The following is a 16,197-nucleotide window of genomic DNA, read 5'->3' as shown; positions in this document are numbered from 1 at the left end:
GCCGCGAAGCTGTTGCCCGACGCGGCCACCCGGTGAAGGCCCCCCGCCCGTGCGTACGCTCAGCGCGGGCGAAGGCCTGCGAAGGTCACGCGGGCAGTCGCTCCAGCAGCGCCGCGAAATCGGTGTCCGGCGGCAGCGTCCCGAAGGCGAGTCCGCGGTCCCCCGCGAGCCGCGAAGCGCAGAACGCGTCCGCGACGGCGGCCGGTGCGTGCCGGACCAGGAGCGCACCCTGCAGCACGAGCGCCGCGCGTTCGATGACCCGGCGGGCCCGCAGCGGCGCGTCCTCGGTGAGGACGAGTTCGCCCTGCAACTCCTGCCAGGCCGCGTCGAGCCGCTGATCGCGGCCCGCCGCCGCCTCGATCTCCGTACGGAACGCCTCCAGGGACTCGGGCTCACGGGCCAACGCACGCAGCATGTCCAGGGCGTTGACGTTGCCGGAGCCCTCCCAGATGCCGTTGAGCGGGGCATCGCGGTACAGGCGCGGCATTCCTGATGCCTCGTCATATCCGTTGCCGCCGAGGCATTCCAGGGCCTCTGCCACCGCTACGGGCTGCCGCTTGCACACCCAGTACTTGCCGACCGCCGTGGCCAGGCGCAGGAAGGCGCGCTCGCCTTCGTCGCCGCGCTGGGCGCGGTCGGCGGCGCCGGCCAGGCGCAGGGCCAGGGTCGTGGCCGCTTCGGACTCGATGCTCAGATCCGCGAGCACGTTGCGCATCAGCGGCTGATCGATGAGCTTGGCGCCGAACACCGAGCGGTGGCGGGCGTGGTGGGCGGCCTGGGCGAGGGCGGCGCGGGTGCCGGCCGCGGAGCCGAGGACGCAGTCGAGCCGCGTCATCGTCACCATGTCGATGATGGTGCGGACACCCTTGCCCTCGGCGCCGACGAGCCAGGCCACGGTGTCGTCGAACTCGGGCTCGCTCGACGCGTTGGAGCGGTTGCCGAGCTTGTCCTTGAGTCGCTGGATACGGAACGTGTTGCGGCTGCCGTCGGGCAGGACGCGCGGGACCAGGAAGCAGGACAGGCCTCCGGGTGCCTGGGCGAGCACGAGGAAAAGGTCGTTCATCGGGGCGCTGGTGAACCACTTGTGTCCGCGCAGACGCCAGGTGCCGTCGGCCTGTTCGGTGGCGGAGGTGGTGTTGGCGCGCACGTCGGTGCCGCCCTGCTTCTCCGTCATCCCCATGCCGGCGAGCAGGCCCCGCTTGCCGCCCGGGGTGTGCAGACCGGGTTCGTAGACACGGCTGGTGAGGAGGGGTTCGTAGATCTTGGCCAGGTCGGGGGCGTGGCGCAGGGCGGGGACGACGGCGTACGTCATGGAGACGGGGCAGCCGTGCCCGGCCTCGGTGGTGCTCCACACCATGAAGGCGGCGGCCCGCGCCACATGCGCGCCGGGCCGTTCGTCCGCCCACGCGCTGCCGGCCAAGCCCTCGCCGACCGCCACGTCCATCAGGGCGTGGTAGGAGGGGTGGAAGTCGACCTCGTCGATGCGGTTGCCGTAGCGGTCGTGGGTGCGCAGCACCGGCTCGAAGCGGTTGGCCTCGTCGGCCCAGCGCTGCACCTCCTCGCTGCCCGCGCGGCGGCCGATCCGGTGGAGGTCGTCGAGAGACCATGCGGCGCCCTCGCGGCGCACACCCTCGAGGAGGACCGGGTCGTCGGCGATGTCGTGGCCGGTCAACGGCGGTGCCTGGTTGGTCACTTCGTGCGTCACGGCGGTGGGATTGCTGGACATGGGGCCTCCTCCGGGGGAGCGGGTGGGAATCAGGCGGTCGGGGCGCCCGCGCAGCGCAGCGCCGCGGCGGTGAGGTCGGCGAGGAGTTCTTCGGTGGCGTTCTCGTCGGGGGTGCCGAGCGGGTCGACGAGCACTTCGCCGATGGCTCCGGTCAGTGCGGCGGCGGTGATCTCGGCGTTCTGCGGAGGCAGCCGGCCCGTGGCCGTACCCTCGCACACCACCTCGGCCCACAGTGCGCGGTAGCGGCGGCGGAAGTCGAGTCGCTCGGCGCCGACCGCGGGTTCGGCGGGGGCGGCGAGCAGGGCGTAGGCGAGGCCGCGGTTCTCCAGGGCACGGCGGGCGAAGACCTCGACGCCGCGGCGGAGCCGTTCGACGGGGTCTCCCGGGCCGTGCAGCACCTCGCCCAGGACGTCGACCTCGCGTCCCGCGGCGCGCCGGAACACCTCCACGGCGAGCGCCGCCTTGGACGGGAAGTGCTGGTACACGGAGCCTGCCGCGATGCCCGCCGAGTCGGCGACGGCGGTCACGGATGCCTGTGACCAGCCCACTTCCGCCACGACTGAGGTGGCGCAGGAGATGAGGCGCTCTCTCGCGGCTTCGAGCCGACTGATTTCGGCTGGGGTCTTGCGGTAGGCCATGAAAGAAGTGAACCATGATTCAGAGTTTCCCGCCACGGTCGGTTCCGCCGGCCCGGCTCGTCAGGAGAACGTGATGCACCTCAGTGCCCTGCTGGACAGAGTGGTTCGCTCGGCCGGCGACAAGGAAGCGGTCGTCTACCGCGAGCAGCGGTGGAGCTACCGGGAGTTCGACGAAGCCGCCCGGCGCTCCGCGACGGTACTGAGCGAGGCCGGGCTGCGGCCGGGCGACCGTGTCGCGGTGATGACGTACAACACCCCTGCCTTCCTGTTCGCGGCGTTCGGCGCCTGGTACGCGGGCGCCACCCTGGTGCCCGTGAACCACAAACTGCAGACGGCCGAGGTGGCGCGCCAGCTGCGGCACTGCGGGGCCCGGCTGGCGCTCGTCGACGCGGAGATCGGCGAACGTGCGACCGCGGCCGACGTGGAGGTGCCGTGGCTGGTCAGCCACCCCGACGCGGACGCGGACACACGCCCGGCGGACAGCTTCGAGTCCCTTGTCGCGCGCGCCGAGCCGTGGCACGCAGAGCCGGGCCCGGACAGCGACATCGCGCAGATCCTCTACACGTCGGGCACCTCCGGGACCCCCAAGGGCTGTGTGCACACGCACCGCGGCATCGCCCTGACGGCCGGGCACACCGCGGACACGATCCCCCTCGTCCACGACGACCGGTTCCTGATCTGCATGCCGATCTGGCACGCCTCCCCCCTCAACAACTGGACCCTGGGCACGCTGCTGCGCGGGGCCACGGTCGTGCTGCAGCGCGAGTACGACCCGCGCGGCATGCTGGAGACGATCCAGCGCGAGCGGGTCACCGCGATGTTCGGGGCGCCGATCGCGCTCATCGCCCCGGTGCAGGCCGTCGCCGACTTCGCCGACTTCGACCTGACGTCCGTACGCGCCTGGATCTACGGCGCCGGGCCTCTGGACGCGGACACCGCGCGCCGACTGATGAAGGCATACGGCTCGCAGGACTTCCACCAGGTGTACGGGATGAGCGAGATGGGCCCCGCGGGGACCTCGCTCTCCCCCGCCGAGCAGGTGACGAAGGCCGGATCGATCGGGCGCGGCGGCATGCCCGGTGTCGATCTGCGGGTCGTACGCCCCGACGGCACAGACGCCGGTCCGGGCGAGACCGGGGAGATCTGGCTGCGCTCGGAGACCCGCATGGTCGGCTACCTCGACGACGAGGCCGCCACCGCCGAGGTGTTCGCGGGCGACTGGTACCGCAGCGGTGACCTCGGCCGGGTCGACGAGGACGGCTTCGTCACGATCGTGGACCGGATGAAGGACGTGATCATCACCGGCGGAGAGAACGTCGCCTCACAGGAGGTGGAAGGCGCGCTGCGCGGCCATCCGGACGTGCTCGACGTCGCCGTCGTGGGCCGCCCGCACCCGCAGTGGGGCGAGACCGTGGTGGCCGTCGTGGTGCCGCGCGACGGGGCGGACCTGGACGTGGCGGGCATGCGCACGTGGCTCGAGTCGCGGATCGCCCGCTACAAGATCCCGCGCGAACTGGTGCTGCGCCGTGAGCTCCCGCGTACGCCGTCGGGGAAGATCACCAAGCATGTGCTGCGGGCCCAGCTGACCGAATCCGTCGAGTCGGCGCGGGCGGTGAGCGGCTGAGCGTCCACGCGCCGCGGGCCCGTACCCCGTGCGCGTCACGGGGTACGGCCCGCGTAGGTCGCCGCGTGGCGGAGGAACCGGTGGAGCGGGAACGCCGGGGTCCGGGGCGGCCTCGCAGCCCAACCCGCCCCGGACCGCTACGTGTCCCCCTCCAGCCGGTTCAGCCGAGACGCGTTCAGCCTCGCGGCCTGGCGTGTGAGGTGGTCGCGCTCAGCGAGGTTGGGTGCCTTCTTGGCCGCCTCCGCGTACAGCCGTGCCGCCGTCGCCAGGTCGTCGGCGCGCTCGTGGAGATGCGCCGCCACCGCGGTGTGGCGCGGCAGCGAGTCGTTCAGCTCCGCGAGCGCAGCCAGGCCGGCGCGTGGTCCGTCGGCCTCGCCGACGGCCACTGCGCGGTTGAGCCGGACGACCGGGCTGTCCGTCAGGCGCGCGAGTTCGTCGTACCACTCGACGATCTGCACCCAGTCAGTCTCCTCGGCTGCCGACGCGTCGGCGTGGAGCGCCGCGATGGCGGCCTGGGCCTGGAACTCGCCCAGACGGTCGCGAGCGAGGGCCGCCTGGAGGATCACGACCCCCTCGGCGATCGACTCGGTGTCCCAGCGGGCGCGGTCCTGATCGGCGAGCGGCACCAGGCTGCCGTCGGGCGCCGTGCGGGCGGCACGCCGGGCGTGGTGGAGCAGCATGAGGGCGAGGAGCCCCCTCACCTCGGGGTGGTCGATCGCGGCCGCGAGCTGCCGGGTGAGGCGGATGGCCTCGGCTGCGAGGTCCACATCGCCGGAGTAGCCCTCGTTGAAGACCAGGTAGAGGACGCGCAGCACGGTGGCGACGTCGCCGTGCCGGTCGAACCGCACGCCGGAAACGGTGCGCTTGGCCCGGCTGATGCGCTGCGCCATCGTCGCCTCGGGCACCAGGTAGGCCTGGGCGATCTGGCGGGTGGTGAGCCCGCCGACGGCGCGCAGGGTGAGCGCGACGGCGGAGGACGGCGTCAGCGACGGGTGGGCGCACAGGAAGTAGAGCTGGAGCGTGTCGTCCGTCGCGGGCGCGGGGCCGGGCGCCGGTTCCTCGTCGACGAGGTCCTCACGCCGGCGGCGGGCGGCGTCCGACCGGGTCGCGTCGAGGAACTTGCGCCAGGCCACGGTGACCAGCCAGCCCTTCGGGTCCCGCGGCTGCTCGACGGGCCAGACGCGGACCGCCTCGACCAGTGCGTCCTGTACGGCGTCCTCGGCCGCCGCGAAGTCGGCTCCGCGGCGGACGAGGATCGCGAGCACGCTCGGCGTGAGGCTCCGGAGCAGGGCCTCGTTCACCTGAGAGGTCACGTGGGAGGTCACTCCGTGATGGTGGGCGGCTCGGTCAGGAACGGGCGCAGCTCGAGCCACTCGTGGATCGGCCTCCCGCCCGCCCCGGGGGCGGCCGACAGTTCCCCGGCCAGCTCGACGGCGCGCTCGTAGTTGTCGACGTCGATCACCATCCAGCCGGCGATGACGTCCTTGGTCTCTGCGAACGGTCCGTCGGTGACCGGCGGGCGCCCCTCCCCGTCGTACCGCACCCACGCGCCTTCGGGTGCGAGCGCCTGACCGTCGACGAACTCGCCGGTCTTCTCGAGCCGGTCCGCGAAGTCCCGCATGTACTGCATGTGCGCCGAGATCTCCCCGGGCGTCCACTGCTCCATGGGGACGTCGTTGACCGCGGCCGGAGCTCCCCGGTAGTGCTTCAGCAGCAGGTACTTGGCCATCGTGTTCTCCTCGTGGTGGTGCGCCCCATTGTGGTCGCGTTCACCCCAGGGACGGAGCGGGCCACGGATTCTCGACATCGCGGTCGAGATTCTTTTTTGGCTCTCGTGGGTGGGCCGGTGAACGGCGTCTCCCGGGCCCAGGCCAATTCGACGCCGCGCCGACCACCGGGGTCAGTTGTGCCGCAGGCCGGCGAGGGTGGTGTCCAGGTCGGTGCGGTCCGTGCGGTTGTAGGGGAGCTTCCCGAGCAGGGTGGCCATGGCGCAGCTGTTGGAGAGCGCGGAGTAGACGAGGCCGGCGGCGATGCCTGCGGAGAGCAGCTGGAAGGCGGGGTGGATCACCAGGCCCAGGAGCAGGCCGAGGAGGACGACGGAACCTGCGGTCAGGCGGACTTGGCGGTCCATGGCCCACTTGGTCGCCGCGGTGGCGGCGGGACGGTGCAGGTCACCGCCCGCCGAGGCCCAGGCGGCGGTTCCGCCTTCGAGGCTGGCGGCGGGTATGCCGTTGCGGGACAGGGTGACGCTCGCGTTCTGCGAGCGGGCGCCGGAAGCGCAGACCACGAGCAGGTCGCTGCGGTCGGCCGCCTCGCGGAGGGTGGGCAGTGCGTGTTCGAGGTCGTCGAGGGGGATGTTGTGGGCGCCGGGCAGGTGTCCTCCGGCGTATTCGCCGGGGGTGCGTACGTCAATGACGATCAGAGTGTGCAGACGTTCCCGGACGGCGCCGGTGGTGAGGGTGGTCGTATTCATGCGTTTGTGTCCTTCGGTTCCGGCGGGGCTAGGTCAGATGAGGCTGTCGAGGAGCATGAAGGCGGCAACGGCCAGCAGGACGTAGGCGAAGACGTGCTGCAAGCGATTGCCGGAGATCTTCGCCGCGAGGCGCTTGCCGTCCCAGGCGCCGAGGATCGCGGCTGCCGTGAAGGGGGCGATGACGGCCCAGTCGAGGCCGTCGGCGGTGCCGGTGCGGGTGGCCAGTGCGGCGAGCGAATTGATGACGATGACCAGGAGGCTCGTGCCGACGGCGGTCTTCATTCGCAGGCCGAGGACGCCGACCAGGGCGGGTACGGCGAGGAACCCTCCGCCGACGCCGAGCACCCCCGTGACGGCGCCGAGCCCGGCTCCGGATCCTGCCGCTCTGGGCGGCCGCACGGGGCCGTCTTGTGCGGGACTGCCTTGTACCGAGCCATCTTGTACAGGAATGCCTTGTACAGGGCCGTCCTGTGCTGGGCGGCCGGGACGGAGCATCCGCCAGGCGGCGAGTGCGGCTGTCACCGAGAAGGCGATGGTCAGTGCGGTGGCGGGGATGTGGCCTGCCGCGAGGCCGCCGAGCATGGCGGGGCCGATGCCCGCGGCGGCGAACAGTAGTCCGGGCCGCCAGCGGACGTTGCCGTCCCGAGCGTGAGCGGCCAGTGAGCTGATGGATGTCAGGGTGACGATGATCAGGCTCGCGGTGGTGGCGGCGGCTGGGGTGAAGCCGAGCAAGTAGATCAGTGCGGGCACGGCCAGGACGCTGCCGCCCCCGCCGAGTCCGCCCAATGCCAGGCCGACCACGGCGCCTGCCACCAGGGCAAGGATGAGCACGCTCATATGTGATCGGGATCGAGGCCGAGGCCGAGGCCGGGACAGAAAAGGGACATGGCGGGACCAGGACTCCTACTGGTGTCGTTCAAAGGGCTCAGGCGGCAGCGCGGACGGTCAGGCCGGCCTCTGCCGCCCGGTCGAAGCCGTCGTCGACGGCGACCACGTCGCGCCCGGCCGCGTCCAGCAGCGAGGCCGCGATCCCGGCTCGCATACCGCCGGCGCAGTGCACCCACACCTGCCCGGCGGGCACCTCGTCGATCCGCTGGTGCAGTGCGTGTACGGGAATGTGGACCGAGCCCTCGACGTACCCGTCGGCGCGCTCGGAGTCGCGGCGCACATCCAGGACCACCGGCGGCACCTCTGTCCGGGACAGCTCGGCGGCCAGGTCGGCGAAAGCCGCACGGCGGAACGACGCCGGAACCTGGCCGGGGCGCAGCCAGTCGGACGGGCTGCCGGTGGCGGCGGCCGCGGGGTGGTCGATCCCGACCCGGACCAGTTCGCGCTGGGCGTCGGCGAGCTGCTGGGGTGTTTCGGCGAGGAGGGTGACGGGTTTGCCCCACGGGATCATCCACGCGAGGTAGGTGGCGATCTTGCCGTCGGCCTCGAAGTTGAACGAGCCCGCGACATGGCCCTGGGCGAACATGACGCGGTTGCGCAGGTCCACGACCCATTCGCCGGCTGCGAGCCGCACGCCGATCTCCGCGGCATCCGCGCGCCGGGGGGCGGTCAAATCGACGGGGTCCGGGCCGGCGGAGTTGGCCGGGCCCATGTGCGCGTAATAGGCGGGGACGTCCTCCAGGCCGGCGAGCAGACCGGCGACGAAGGAGTCGACGTCCTGGACCAGGGCCGCGTTCACGGCCTTCTCCCGGCCGATGGTGCTCGCCTCACCCTCGGCCTGCCCGGAGGAACAGAAGCTGCCGAAGCCATGGGTGGGCAGGATCGAGGTGTCATCGGGCAGCTCGGCGGCGAGGCGGTGCGCGGAGGCGTGCTGGGCGCGGGCCAGGTTCTCCGTGAGGCGCGGTTCGACCAGGTCGGGGCGGCCCACGGTGCCCATGAGCAGGGATCCGCCGGTGAACGCGGCGGCCGGCGTCCCGGCTTCCTCCAGGACGTACGCGGTGTGGTGCGGGGTGTGGCCGGGGGTCGCCAGGGCCCGCACGGACAGTTCCTGGTCGATCTCGATCACGTCGCCGTCGTGGACCGGGATACGGGCGAAGGCGACCTGCGCGGCGGCCGGCACCAGGTAGGCGGCGCCGGTGACCCGGGCCAGCTCCAGGCCGCCCGTCACGTAGTCGTTGTGGATGTGCGTCTCCACCACGTGCGTGATGCGCACGCCGCGGCGCGCGGCCGCCGCGATCACCTGGTCGATGTCACGCGGCGGATCGACCGCCACCGCGGCCCGGGCGCCCCCGGCCAGGTAGTGCCGGTTGCCCAGACCCTCGATCTCGATGGTGTCGACGAAGAACATGTGCCGTTCACTTCCTCAGATGAATACCCCCCCGGGTATTGGCTTCACCGTAACAGATTACCCCCGGGGGTATACTTGGAGGAGATTTCGCCCCGTTCATCCGGACTCGGGGGGTGTGGACACCGCGCCCCGGCCGCGAACGAGGCAGCGGGCAGACTGGACCGCGCGCTCGTCCAACTCACCAAGGAGCCCAACGGATGACCCCGACCGTGCCGAACCCGGCCCCCAAGGCCACTGCGGCCACCGCCGACGACGAAGCCTCCGCGCGCGCAGTGCTCAACCGCCTGCGCCGCGCTCAGGGGCAGCTAGCAGGAGTCATCACGATGGTCGAAGAAGGCCGCGACTGCCGGGACGTCGTCACCCAGCTCGCCGCCGTCAGCCGCGCGTTGGACCGCGCCGGCTTCAAAATCATCGCGGGCCGGATGCGCGAATGCCTGACCGCCTCCGAAGACGGCGGCACCCCCGCCATGAACGAGGCGGAGCTGGAAAAGCTCTTCCTCACGCTGGCCTGATCACAACCCGGGGGGGGTGGGACATGGCGCCCCACCTCCATAGGCCCCACGCAGACGACGACGCCACCCTCTGAGCGCACCATGCCGCCCGTACCCGCGGCGCGTCGGCGCACGCCGTACCGGGGCGGGACAGCCTGCGGAACTACTGTCGACCGCATGGACGGTGATCGCGGAGCATGGCCTAAGTGTTCTCTTGCCGGCGCGGTGTTTGCCGTGTGTATGGCCGGGACCACCCTGCCGACCCCGCTCTACGGGCTCTACCAGGACAAGTTCGGGTTCTCCGAGCTGACGGTGACCGTCGTCTATGCGGTGTACGCCTTCGGGGTCATCGGTGTGCTGTTGCTGGCCGGCAACGCATCGGACGCTGTCGGGCGGCGGCCGGTGCTGTTGTGGGGCCTGGGGTTCGCGGCGGCCAGCGCCGTCTGCTTCCTCAGTGCCACCGGGCTGGGGTGGCTGTATGCGGGGCGGCTGCTCTCCGGGTTCGCCGCCGGGCTGTTCACCGGGGCCGCCACCGTGTACGTGATCGAGTTGGCCCCGCACGGCGGTGGCTCCCGGGCCACGTTCGTGGCGACCGCCGCCAACATGGGCGGGCTGGGCTGCGGTCCGCTGCTCGCCGGACTGCTCGCCCAGTACGCCGCCTGGCCGCTGTACCTGCCCTTCGCCGTGCACCTCGCGCTGGTGGCCGCATCGGCCGCCGTGCTGCTGTGGCTGCCGGAGACCGTGGCCGAGCGGCGGGCACTGAGTACCGTACGGCCGCAGCGGCCCAGCCTGCCCCCGCAGGTGCGGCCGGTGTTCGGGCCCGCCGCGATCGCCTCGTTCGTGGGGTTCGCGTTGTTCGGGGTGTTCACCTCGGTCAGTCCGGCGTTCCTCGCCGAGTCCCTGGACGTGGACAACCACGCCGTGAGCGGTCTGGTCGTCGCGCTCGCCTTCTTCGCCTCGACCGCGGGGCAACTGGCGGTCACCCGGGTCGGGATGGAGCGGTCCCTGCCGCTGGGCTGCGCCGCACTCCTCGCCGGTCTGGCGCTGCTCGCGGGCGCGCTGCGATGGGACCTGCTCCTCCTGGTGGTGCTGAGCGCGCTCGTCGGCGGTACGGGGCAGGGGCTGGCATTTCGTGCGGCGCTCGGCGCGGTGGCCGAGGCATCTCCCCCGGACCATCGCGCGTCGGTGATCTCCACGCTGTTCGTGGTGGCGTACGCGGGCATCTCCGTGCCGGTCATCGGTGTCGGAGTACTGACCGGCCCGATCGGCCTGGAAGGTGCCGGGCTCGTGTTCATCGCGGTCATGGCGGTCCTGGTGTCGACCGCGGGTGTCTACCTGGTCCGGCGACTGCGTCGTACGACACCTGAGCACGCACGCCCTGCCCCGTAGCGTCTGCGACCGGCGTGATCGGGCGGCAGCCGGCGCAACGAAGCCCCGCCCACATCGTTGATCAACCCACGAAGATCACCATCGCGCGGCGGCAGCCGCGCCTCTTGGCCGCAGCCGTCGCCGCCCTCGCACTGGGACTTACGGGCGCCGGAAGCTCGCCGGCCGCGAGCTCCGCCGCGGCTGATTGCCCAACTGCGGAACTCTTCGCCACCAACAACACCGCGGTCATCACGGACCCGGACGACCCCAGGCTTCACACCCGTCTCACACGTTTCGACCACGAAGTGCGCGGGATCATCCGCGCCAACGGGGCCGCACCCGTCGCCTCGAAGCTCCTGGAGGGAGTCTTCTGGTCCGGCGATCTCGAGCAGGCCACGTACGAGCGTTCACGCGAGTTCGACATCAGCAGGGTCGGCCGTGACGGGCTCCACCACATCGCCGGTGTCATCGCCAAGACGTACCGTCAGGAGTCCGTGCTCACCTTCCGCTGCCTGCCGCGCACATCGCCGGAGACCGACGCACTCGAAATCGAGGCACCCGGCGTCAGCGCGAACCGGCTGCACGACGAGCTGGTCGCGGACCCGGTGGCCCGCGACGAACTCGGCGGCGGCTCGGTCACCGTCGACGGCCGGCTCATCCTCATCGCCCCGCTCGCCGACCTGCCACTGGCCCGGGAGTTCACCGCCAAGCTCGGTGTCGACTGGCAGACGGCCCAAGTGCACTACGGCGACAGGGAATTCGTGAGCTAAATCAGGGGCATGCCGACGCCCTCACCGCCTATGCGCCACCGGCGTACCCGTGCGGCCCCGCGGGGTGTTCGGCCGGACCGGGCGTCGGCCGAACACCACCGTGACCATTGAGCGCAGAGGCCGCCTGGTACTGCGCCTCAGCGGCTACCAAGCGGGCCTCCGCCACGACGTCACCGAGTTCACGTACCAGGCTGTCGTAGACCGGCAAGTGGTCGTTTCCGGTTGAGCTGGGATTCACAGGGCTGGTCCTTCTCGGTATCTGGGGCGGCCGTCCGGTAATGCGGGCTCAATCGCGGTCACACGCGGTTGAGTCGCGCGGCGATCCCATGCCCGACCAACAGGTAAATCACTGCCGGCAGACCGTAATTGAGGAGAACGCGAAGGCCTTCTGTGTCCATGGTGAAAACATCCTGTGACCACCAGGCCAGCCAGTCGGCCGTTCCGTGCACGAATCCGACGAAGACGTTGTCCTGGTTGGCTTCGAGCAGGTAGAGCAGAATCCACAGACCCAGGAACACCGCGGCTATGTCAGCGATGGTGTGGATGACCAGCCCCGCCCGTCGGGCGCCCCCCTCGCGCCGCTCAGGGCGCCGTGGCGGCTGTGGGGGCTGCTGGTACTGGTCGTAGGGGTGGGGCGGTCCGGCCATCGGGTCGGTATTGCTCACGGGAATCCAATCTGACGCGTCACCTTGCAGGCTGAGGCAGGGGCGGACATCGCTTCTGACTCTCTCAGGCAATCGCCTGCCGCACCACGCGCACAAGGCGTCGCGCGGGGCCCGTACAACTCTGCGTCACGTAACCGCCGTCGCGTTACAGGGCCATCGGAATATCCCAAATATGGCCAGGTAATCGGCAACTTGCCTAAATGTGTGAGCGGGGGATCCATTTCAACGTCGAACGCCTCACACCGGTGTGCCCATTTCGTGTGTTCCTCGTGACGCCTTCAGGTGAATGCCTCACTTACTGTTCACGTTGCGGTGGACGGTGAGATTCGGTGATCTTCTCCAGGGCCAACTCATAAGCAGTACCAACCGTTTCGGCGTCCATGAAGCCACGCGATTCCGCCGAGTCGGGGTTCTCATGTCGACGTCCGCAGCCCTCTGTCCGGAGCGCGCCCCCGGGCCGCCGGACGCCGTCACCCGACGCTGCGGCGTGTGACGTAGTGCACCTGGATGTCTGGAGTGCAGAGGTGGCATGATCCGGGAGCGTGACGCCCCGCAACCCGACAGTTCGCCCATTCCGGGCGACGGAAGGACATGCGCATGTTCCGTAAGGTGCTCGTCGCCAACCGCGGAGAAATCGCGATCCGGGCGTTCCGCGCCGGCTTTGAGCTGGGGGCTCGAACCGTCGCGGTGTTCCCCCACGAGGACCGCAACTCACTGCACCGGATGAAGGCGGACGAAGCCTACGAGATCGGCGAGGCCGGGCACCCCGTGCGGGCCTATCTCTCCGTCGAGGAGATCATCCGCGCGGCGCGCAAGGCGGGCGCCGACGCCATTTATCCCGGGTACGGCTTCCTGTCCGAGAACCCCGAACTGGCGCTCGCGTGTGAGCGTTCCGGCATCACGTTCGTCGGGCCGAGCGCGGAGACGCTCGAACTGACGGGGAACAAGGCACGTGCCGTGGCCGCGGCCCGTGCGGCCGGCGTCCCGGTCCTTGGTTCCTCGCAGCCCTCCACCGACGTCGACGAGCTGGTCCGGGCGGCCGACGAGCTCGGTTTCCCGCTCTTCGTGAAAGCCGTGGCCGGGGGCGGCGGACGCGGCATGCGGCGCGTCGAGGACGCGGCGACGCTGCGCGAGTCGATCGAGGCGGCGGCCCGTGAGGCCGAGTCGGCGTTCGGCGACCCGACCGTCTTCCTGGAGAAGGCCGTCGTCGAGCCCCGGCACATCGAGGTGCAGATCCTCGCCGACGGCGAGGGCCGGGTCATCCATCTCTTCGAGCGCGACTGCTCCTTGCAGCGCCGCCACCAGAAGGTGATCGAGCTGGCCCCCGCGCCGAATCTCGATCCCGAGGTGCGTGAGCGGATCTGCGCCGACGCCGTGAAGTTCGCCCGGCAGATCGGCTACCGCAACGCGGGCACCGTGGAATTCCTCCTCGACCCCGCCGGACAGCATGTGTTCATCGAGATGAATCCGCGGATCCAGGTCGAGCACACGGTGACCGAGGAGGTCACCGATGTGGACCTCGTCCAGGCCCAGCTGCGGATCGCCGCCGGCGAGACGCTGGACGACCTCGGCCTGTCCCAGGACACCGTCCGCCTGCACGGTGCCGCGCTGCAGTGCAGGATCACCACGGAGGACCCGGCCAACGGTTTCCGCCCCGACACCGGCAAGATCAGCGCCTACCGTTCCCCGGGCGGCTCCGGCATCCGGCTGGACGGCGGCACCACCCATGCCGGTACGGAGATCAGCGCCCACTTCGACTCGATGCTGGTCAAACTCACGTGCCGGGGACGGGACTTCGAGACCGCGGTCGGCCGGGCCCGGCGGGCCGTCGCCGAGTTCCGCATCCGTGGTGTGTCGACGAACATCCCCTTCCTCCAGGCCGTTCTCGACGATCCCGACTTCGCCGCCGGACGCGTCACCACCTCGTTCATCGAGAAGCGGCCCCATCTGCTGACCGCCCGTCACTCGGCGGACCGCGGCTCGAAGTTGCTCACCTACCTCGCCGACGTCACGGTGAACAAGCCGCACGGCGAGCGGCCCCCGCTGATCGATGCGGCGACCAAGCTGCCGCGGCTGCCCGAAGGCGCACCGCCCGCCGGCTCCAAGCAGAAGCTGACCGAGCTCGGCCCCGAGGGCTTCGCCCGGTGGCTGCGCGCCTCGCCCACCATCGGCGTCACCGACACCACGTTCCGGGACGCGCATCAGTCGCTGCTCGCCACCCGGGTCCGCACCAAGGACCTGCTCGCCGCGGCACCGGCCGTGGCGCAGACGGTGCCGCAGCTGCTTTCGCTGGAGTGCTGGGGCGGCGCGACCTACGACGTCGCGCTGCGCTTCCTCGCCGAGGACCCGTGGGACCGGCTCGCCGAACTGCGGGCGGCCGTGCCCAACATCTGCCTGCAGATGCTGCTGCGCGGCCGTAACACCGTCGGCTACACGCCGTACCCCACCGAGGTGACCAACGCCTTCGTGGAAGAGGCGGCAGCGACCGGCATCGACATCTTCCGGATCTTCGACGCCCTGAACGACGTGGGTCAGATGCGGCCCGCCATCGACGCGGTACGGGAGACCGGCTCGGCGGTCGCGGAGGTCGCCCTGTGCTACACCTCTGACCTGTCCGACCCGTCGGAGAAGCTCTACACGCTCGACTACTACCTGCGTCTCGCGGAGCAGATCGTGGACGCGGGCGCCCATGTGCTCGCGGTCAAGGACATGGCGGGGCTGCTGCGCGCTCCCGCGGCGGCGAAGCTCGTCTCCGCGCTGCGCAGGGAGTTCGATCTGCCCGTACACATCCATACGCATGACACCGCGGGTGGCCAACTGGCCACCTATCTCGCGGCGATCCAGGCGGGCGCGGACGCGGTGGACGGAGCGGTGGCGTCGATGGCGGGCACCACCTCGCAGCCGTCGCTTTCCGCGATCGTCGCCGCCACCAACCACTCGGAGCGGCCGACCGGCCTCGATCTTCAGGCCGTGTGCGATCTGGAGCCGTACTGGGAGAGCGTGCGCAAGATCTACGCGCCGTTCGAAGCGGGCCTGTCCTCACCGACCGGCCGCGTCTACCACCACGAGATCCCGGGCGGCCAGCTCTCCAATCTCCGGACGCAGGCCATCGCGCTCGGGCTCGGTGACCGCTTCGAGGACATCGAGGCGATGTACGCCGCCGCCGACCGGATCCTCGGCCACCTCGTGAAGGTCACCCCTTCGTCCAAGGTGGTCGGCGACCTCGCGCTGCACCTCGTGGGGGCCGGGGTGTCGCCTGAGGACTTCGAGGCCGAGCCGAACTCGTTCGACCTCCCGTCCTCGGTCATCGGATTCCTGCACGGCGAGCTGGGTCTGCCGCCCGGCGGGTGGCCGGAGCCGTTCCGCACCAAGGCGCTGCAGGGACGCGCAGGCCCCGAGCCGATGCGCGAGCTGTCCGCCGAGGAGCGCGCCGGGCTTGCCAAGGACCGGCGGGCGACGCTGAACCAGCTGCTGTTCCCCGGTCCGACCAAGGACTTCGAGAACCACCGGCAGGCCTACGGCGACACGAGCGTGCTGGCGAGCAAGGACTTCTTCTACGGCATCAGCCCCGGGCGCGAGTACTCCGTGGACCTGGAACCCGGCGTCCGGCTGCTCATCGAGCTGGAGGCCATCGGCGAGGCGGACGAGCGCGGTGTGCGCACCGTGATGGCCACGCTGAACGGTCAACTGCGGCCGATCCAGGTACGGGACCACTCCGTGGCGACCGACATCCCGGTGACCGAGAAGGCTGACAAGGCCAACTCGAACCATGTCGCGGCGCCGTTCGCGGGCGTCGTCACGCTGGCGGTGGCCGAGGGCGACACGGTGGAGGCCGGTGCGACGGTGGCCACGATCGAGGCGATGAAGATGGAGGCCTCCATCACGGCCCCGAAGGCCGGCACGGTGTCCCGGCTCGCCATCAACACGATCCAGCAGGTGGAGGGCGGCGACCTGCTGGTCGAACTCGCCTGACGCCCGACGCCCCGGGCCAGTCGCACTGCGGCCGGCCCGGGGCTTACGCGTCACTGGGTCGGGCGGTTTCGGCATGGTCTTTGCCCATCAACCGCGTATGTAGGACAGCACCTGACCTCAATGCCTCATAACGTGGTTCTTGTCCAACGGAGCAGAAACACGTGGAGGCGGAAA

The 16,197-nt window shown here is 70.8% G+C and carries 13 protein-coding genes; 5 read left to right on the top strand and 8 right to left on the bottom strand.

From position 1 onward, the window contains the following. Nucleotides 1–85: 85 nt before the first annotated feature. Entirely contained in the window at nucleotides 86–1,726 is a 1,641-nt protein-coding gene (locus tag OHA58_RS36905; RefSeq protein WP_405484043.1) for an acyl-CoA dehydrogenase family protein, read from the bottom strand. Between the two features lie 29 nt (nucleotides 1,727–1,755). Beyond that, nucleotides 1,756–2,364 (bottom strand): TetR/AcrR family transcriptional regulator, encoded by a 609-nt coding sequence (locus OHA58_RS36900; RefSeq protein WP_405484041.1) that lies wholly within the window; start codon nucleotides 2,362–2,364, stop codon nucleotides 1,756–1,758. 73 nt (nucleotides 2,365–2,437) lie between these two features. Between OHA58_RS36900 and OHA58_RS36895 the strand changes: the two genes are divergently transcribed. Then, nucleotides 2,438–3,988: a class I adenylate-forming enzyme family protein gene (locus tag OHA58_RS36895; protein ID WP_405484039.1), complete on the top strand. Its 1,551-nt coding sequence runs from the start codon at nucleotides 2,438–2,440 to the stop codon at nucleotides 3,986–3,988. Nucleotides 3,989–4,125: 137 nt separating this feature from the next. Here OHA58_RS36895 and OHA58_RS36890 read toward each other — a convergent pair whose 3' ends face one another. From OHA58_RS36890 to OHA58_RS36870, 5 genes are all read right to left on the bottom strand, one after another. Next, nucleotides 4,126–5,289: an RNA polymerase sigma factor gene (locus OHA58_RS36890; RefSeq protein ID WP_405485369.1), complete on the bottom strand. Its 1,164-nt coding sequence runs from the start codon at nucleotides 5,287–5,289 to the stop codon at nucleotides 4,126–4,128. Between the two features lie 20 nt (nucleotides 5,290–5,309). Next, complete coding sequence (locus OHA58_RS36885; protein WP_376000620.1) at nucleotides 5,310–5,717, bottom strand: YciI family protein; 408 nt, start codon at nucleotides 5,715–5,717, stop codon at nucleotides 5,310–5,312. A gap of 171 nt (nucleotides 5,718–5,888) precedes the next feature. Next, the gene (locus OHA58_RS36880) at nucleotides 5,889–6,461 is read right to left on the bottom strand and encodes a rhodanese-like domain-containing protein (RefSeq protein ID WP_405484037.1); all 573 of its coding nucleotides are present in this window, start codon (nucleotides 6,459–6,461) and stop codon (nucleotides 5,889–5,891) included. Between the two features lie 33 nt (nucleotides 6,462–6,494). Then, the gene (locus OHA58_RS36875; RefSeq protein WP_405484036.1) at nucleotides 6,495–7,298 is read right to left on the bottom strand and encodes a sulfite exporter TauE/SafE family protein; all 804 of its coding nucleotides are present in this window, start codon (nucleotides 7,296–7,298) and stop codon (nucleotides 6,495–6,497) included. Nucleotides 7,299–7,386: 88 nt separating this feature from the next. After that, nucleotides 7,387–8,757 (bottom strand): rhodanese-like domain-containing protein, encoded by a 1,371-nt coding sequence (locus OHA58_RS36870; RefSeq protein WP_405484035.1) that lies wholly within the window; start codon nucleotides 8,755–8,757, stop codon nucleotides 7,387–7,389. A gap of 197 nt (nucleotides 8,758–8,954) precedes the next feature. Here OHA58_RS36870 and OHA58_RS36865 point away from each other — a divergent pair, with 197 nt between their 5' ends. The 3 genes from OHA58_RS36865 (at nucleotide 8,955) to OHA58_RS36855 (ending at nucleotide 11,386) form a co-directional block, all read left to right on the top strand. Continuing rightward, complete coding sequence (locus OHA58_RS36865) at nucleotides 8,955–9,269, top strand: metal-sensitive transcriptional regulator (protein WP_405484034.1); 315 nt, start codon at nucleotides 8,955–8,957, stop codon at nucleotides 9,267–9,269. A 156-nt stretch (nucleotides 9,270–9,425) separates the two neighbouring features. Further along, a complete protein-coding gene (locus OHA58_RS36860; RefSeq protein ID WP_405484033.1) occupies nucleotides 9,426–10,637 on the top strand; it encodes an MFS transporter in 1,212 nt (403 codons plus the stop codon). 104 nt (nucleotides 10,638–10,741) lie between these two features. After that, on the top strand, nucleotides 10,742–11,386 hold the full coding sequence (locus OHA58_RS36855) for a hypothetical protein (RefSeq protein WP_405484032.1): 645 nt from the start codon (nucleotides 10,742–10,744) through the stop codon (nucleotides 11,384–11,386). Nucleotides 11,387–11,682: 296 nt separating this feature from the next. Here the strand turns inward: OHA58_RS36855 and OHA58_RS36850 are convergent, their stop codons facing one another. Then, the gene (locus OHA58_RS36850) at nucleotides 11,683–12,051 is read right to left on the bottom strand and encodes a hypothetical protein (RefSeq protein ID WP_389531292.1); all 369 of its coding nucleotides are present in this window, start codon (nucleotides 12,049–12,051) and stop codon (nucleotides 11,683–11,685) included. A gap of 597 nt (nucleotides 12,052–12,648) precedes the next feature. Here OHA58_RS36850 and OHA58_RS36845 point away from each other — a divergent pair. Then, a complete protein-coding gene (locus OHA58_RS36845; protein ID WP_405484031.1) occupies nucleotides 12,649–16,023 on the top strand; it encodes a pyruvate carboxylase in 3,375 nt (1,124 codons plus the stop codon). Nucleotides 16,024–16,197 lie beyond the last annotated feature (174 nt).

Origin of the sequence: Streptomyces sp. NBC_00009 (assembly GCF_045040855.1) — a bacterium.
GTDB classification, from domain to species: Bacteria; Actinomycetota; Actinomycetes; order Streptomycetales; family Streptomycetaceae; genus Streptomyces; species Streptomyces aureus.
The sequence above is the reverse complement of the archived record's forward strand: the minus strand, read 5'-3'. Positions and strand labels throughout refer to the sequence as shown.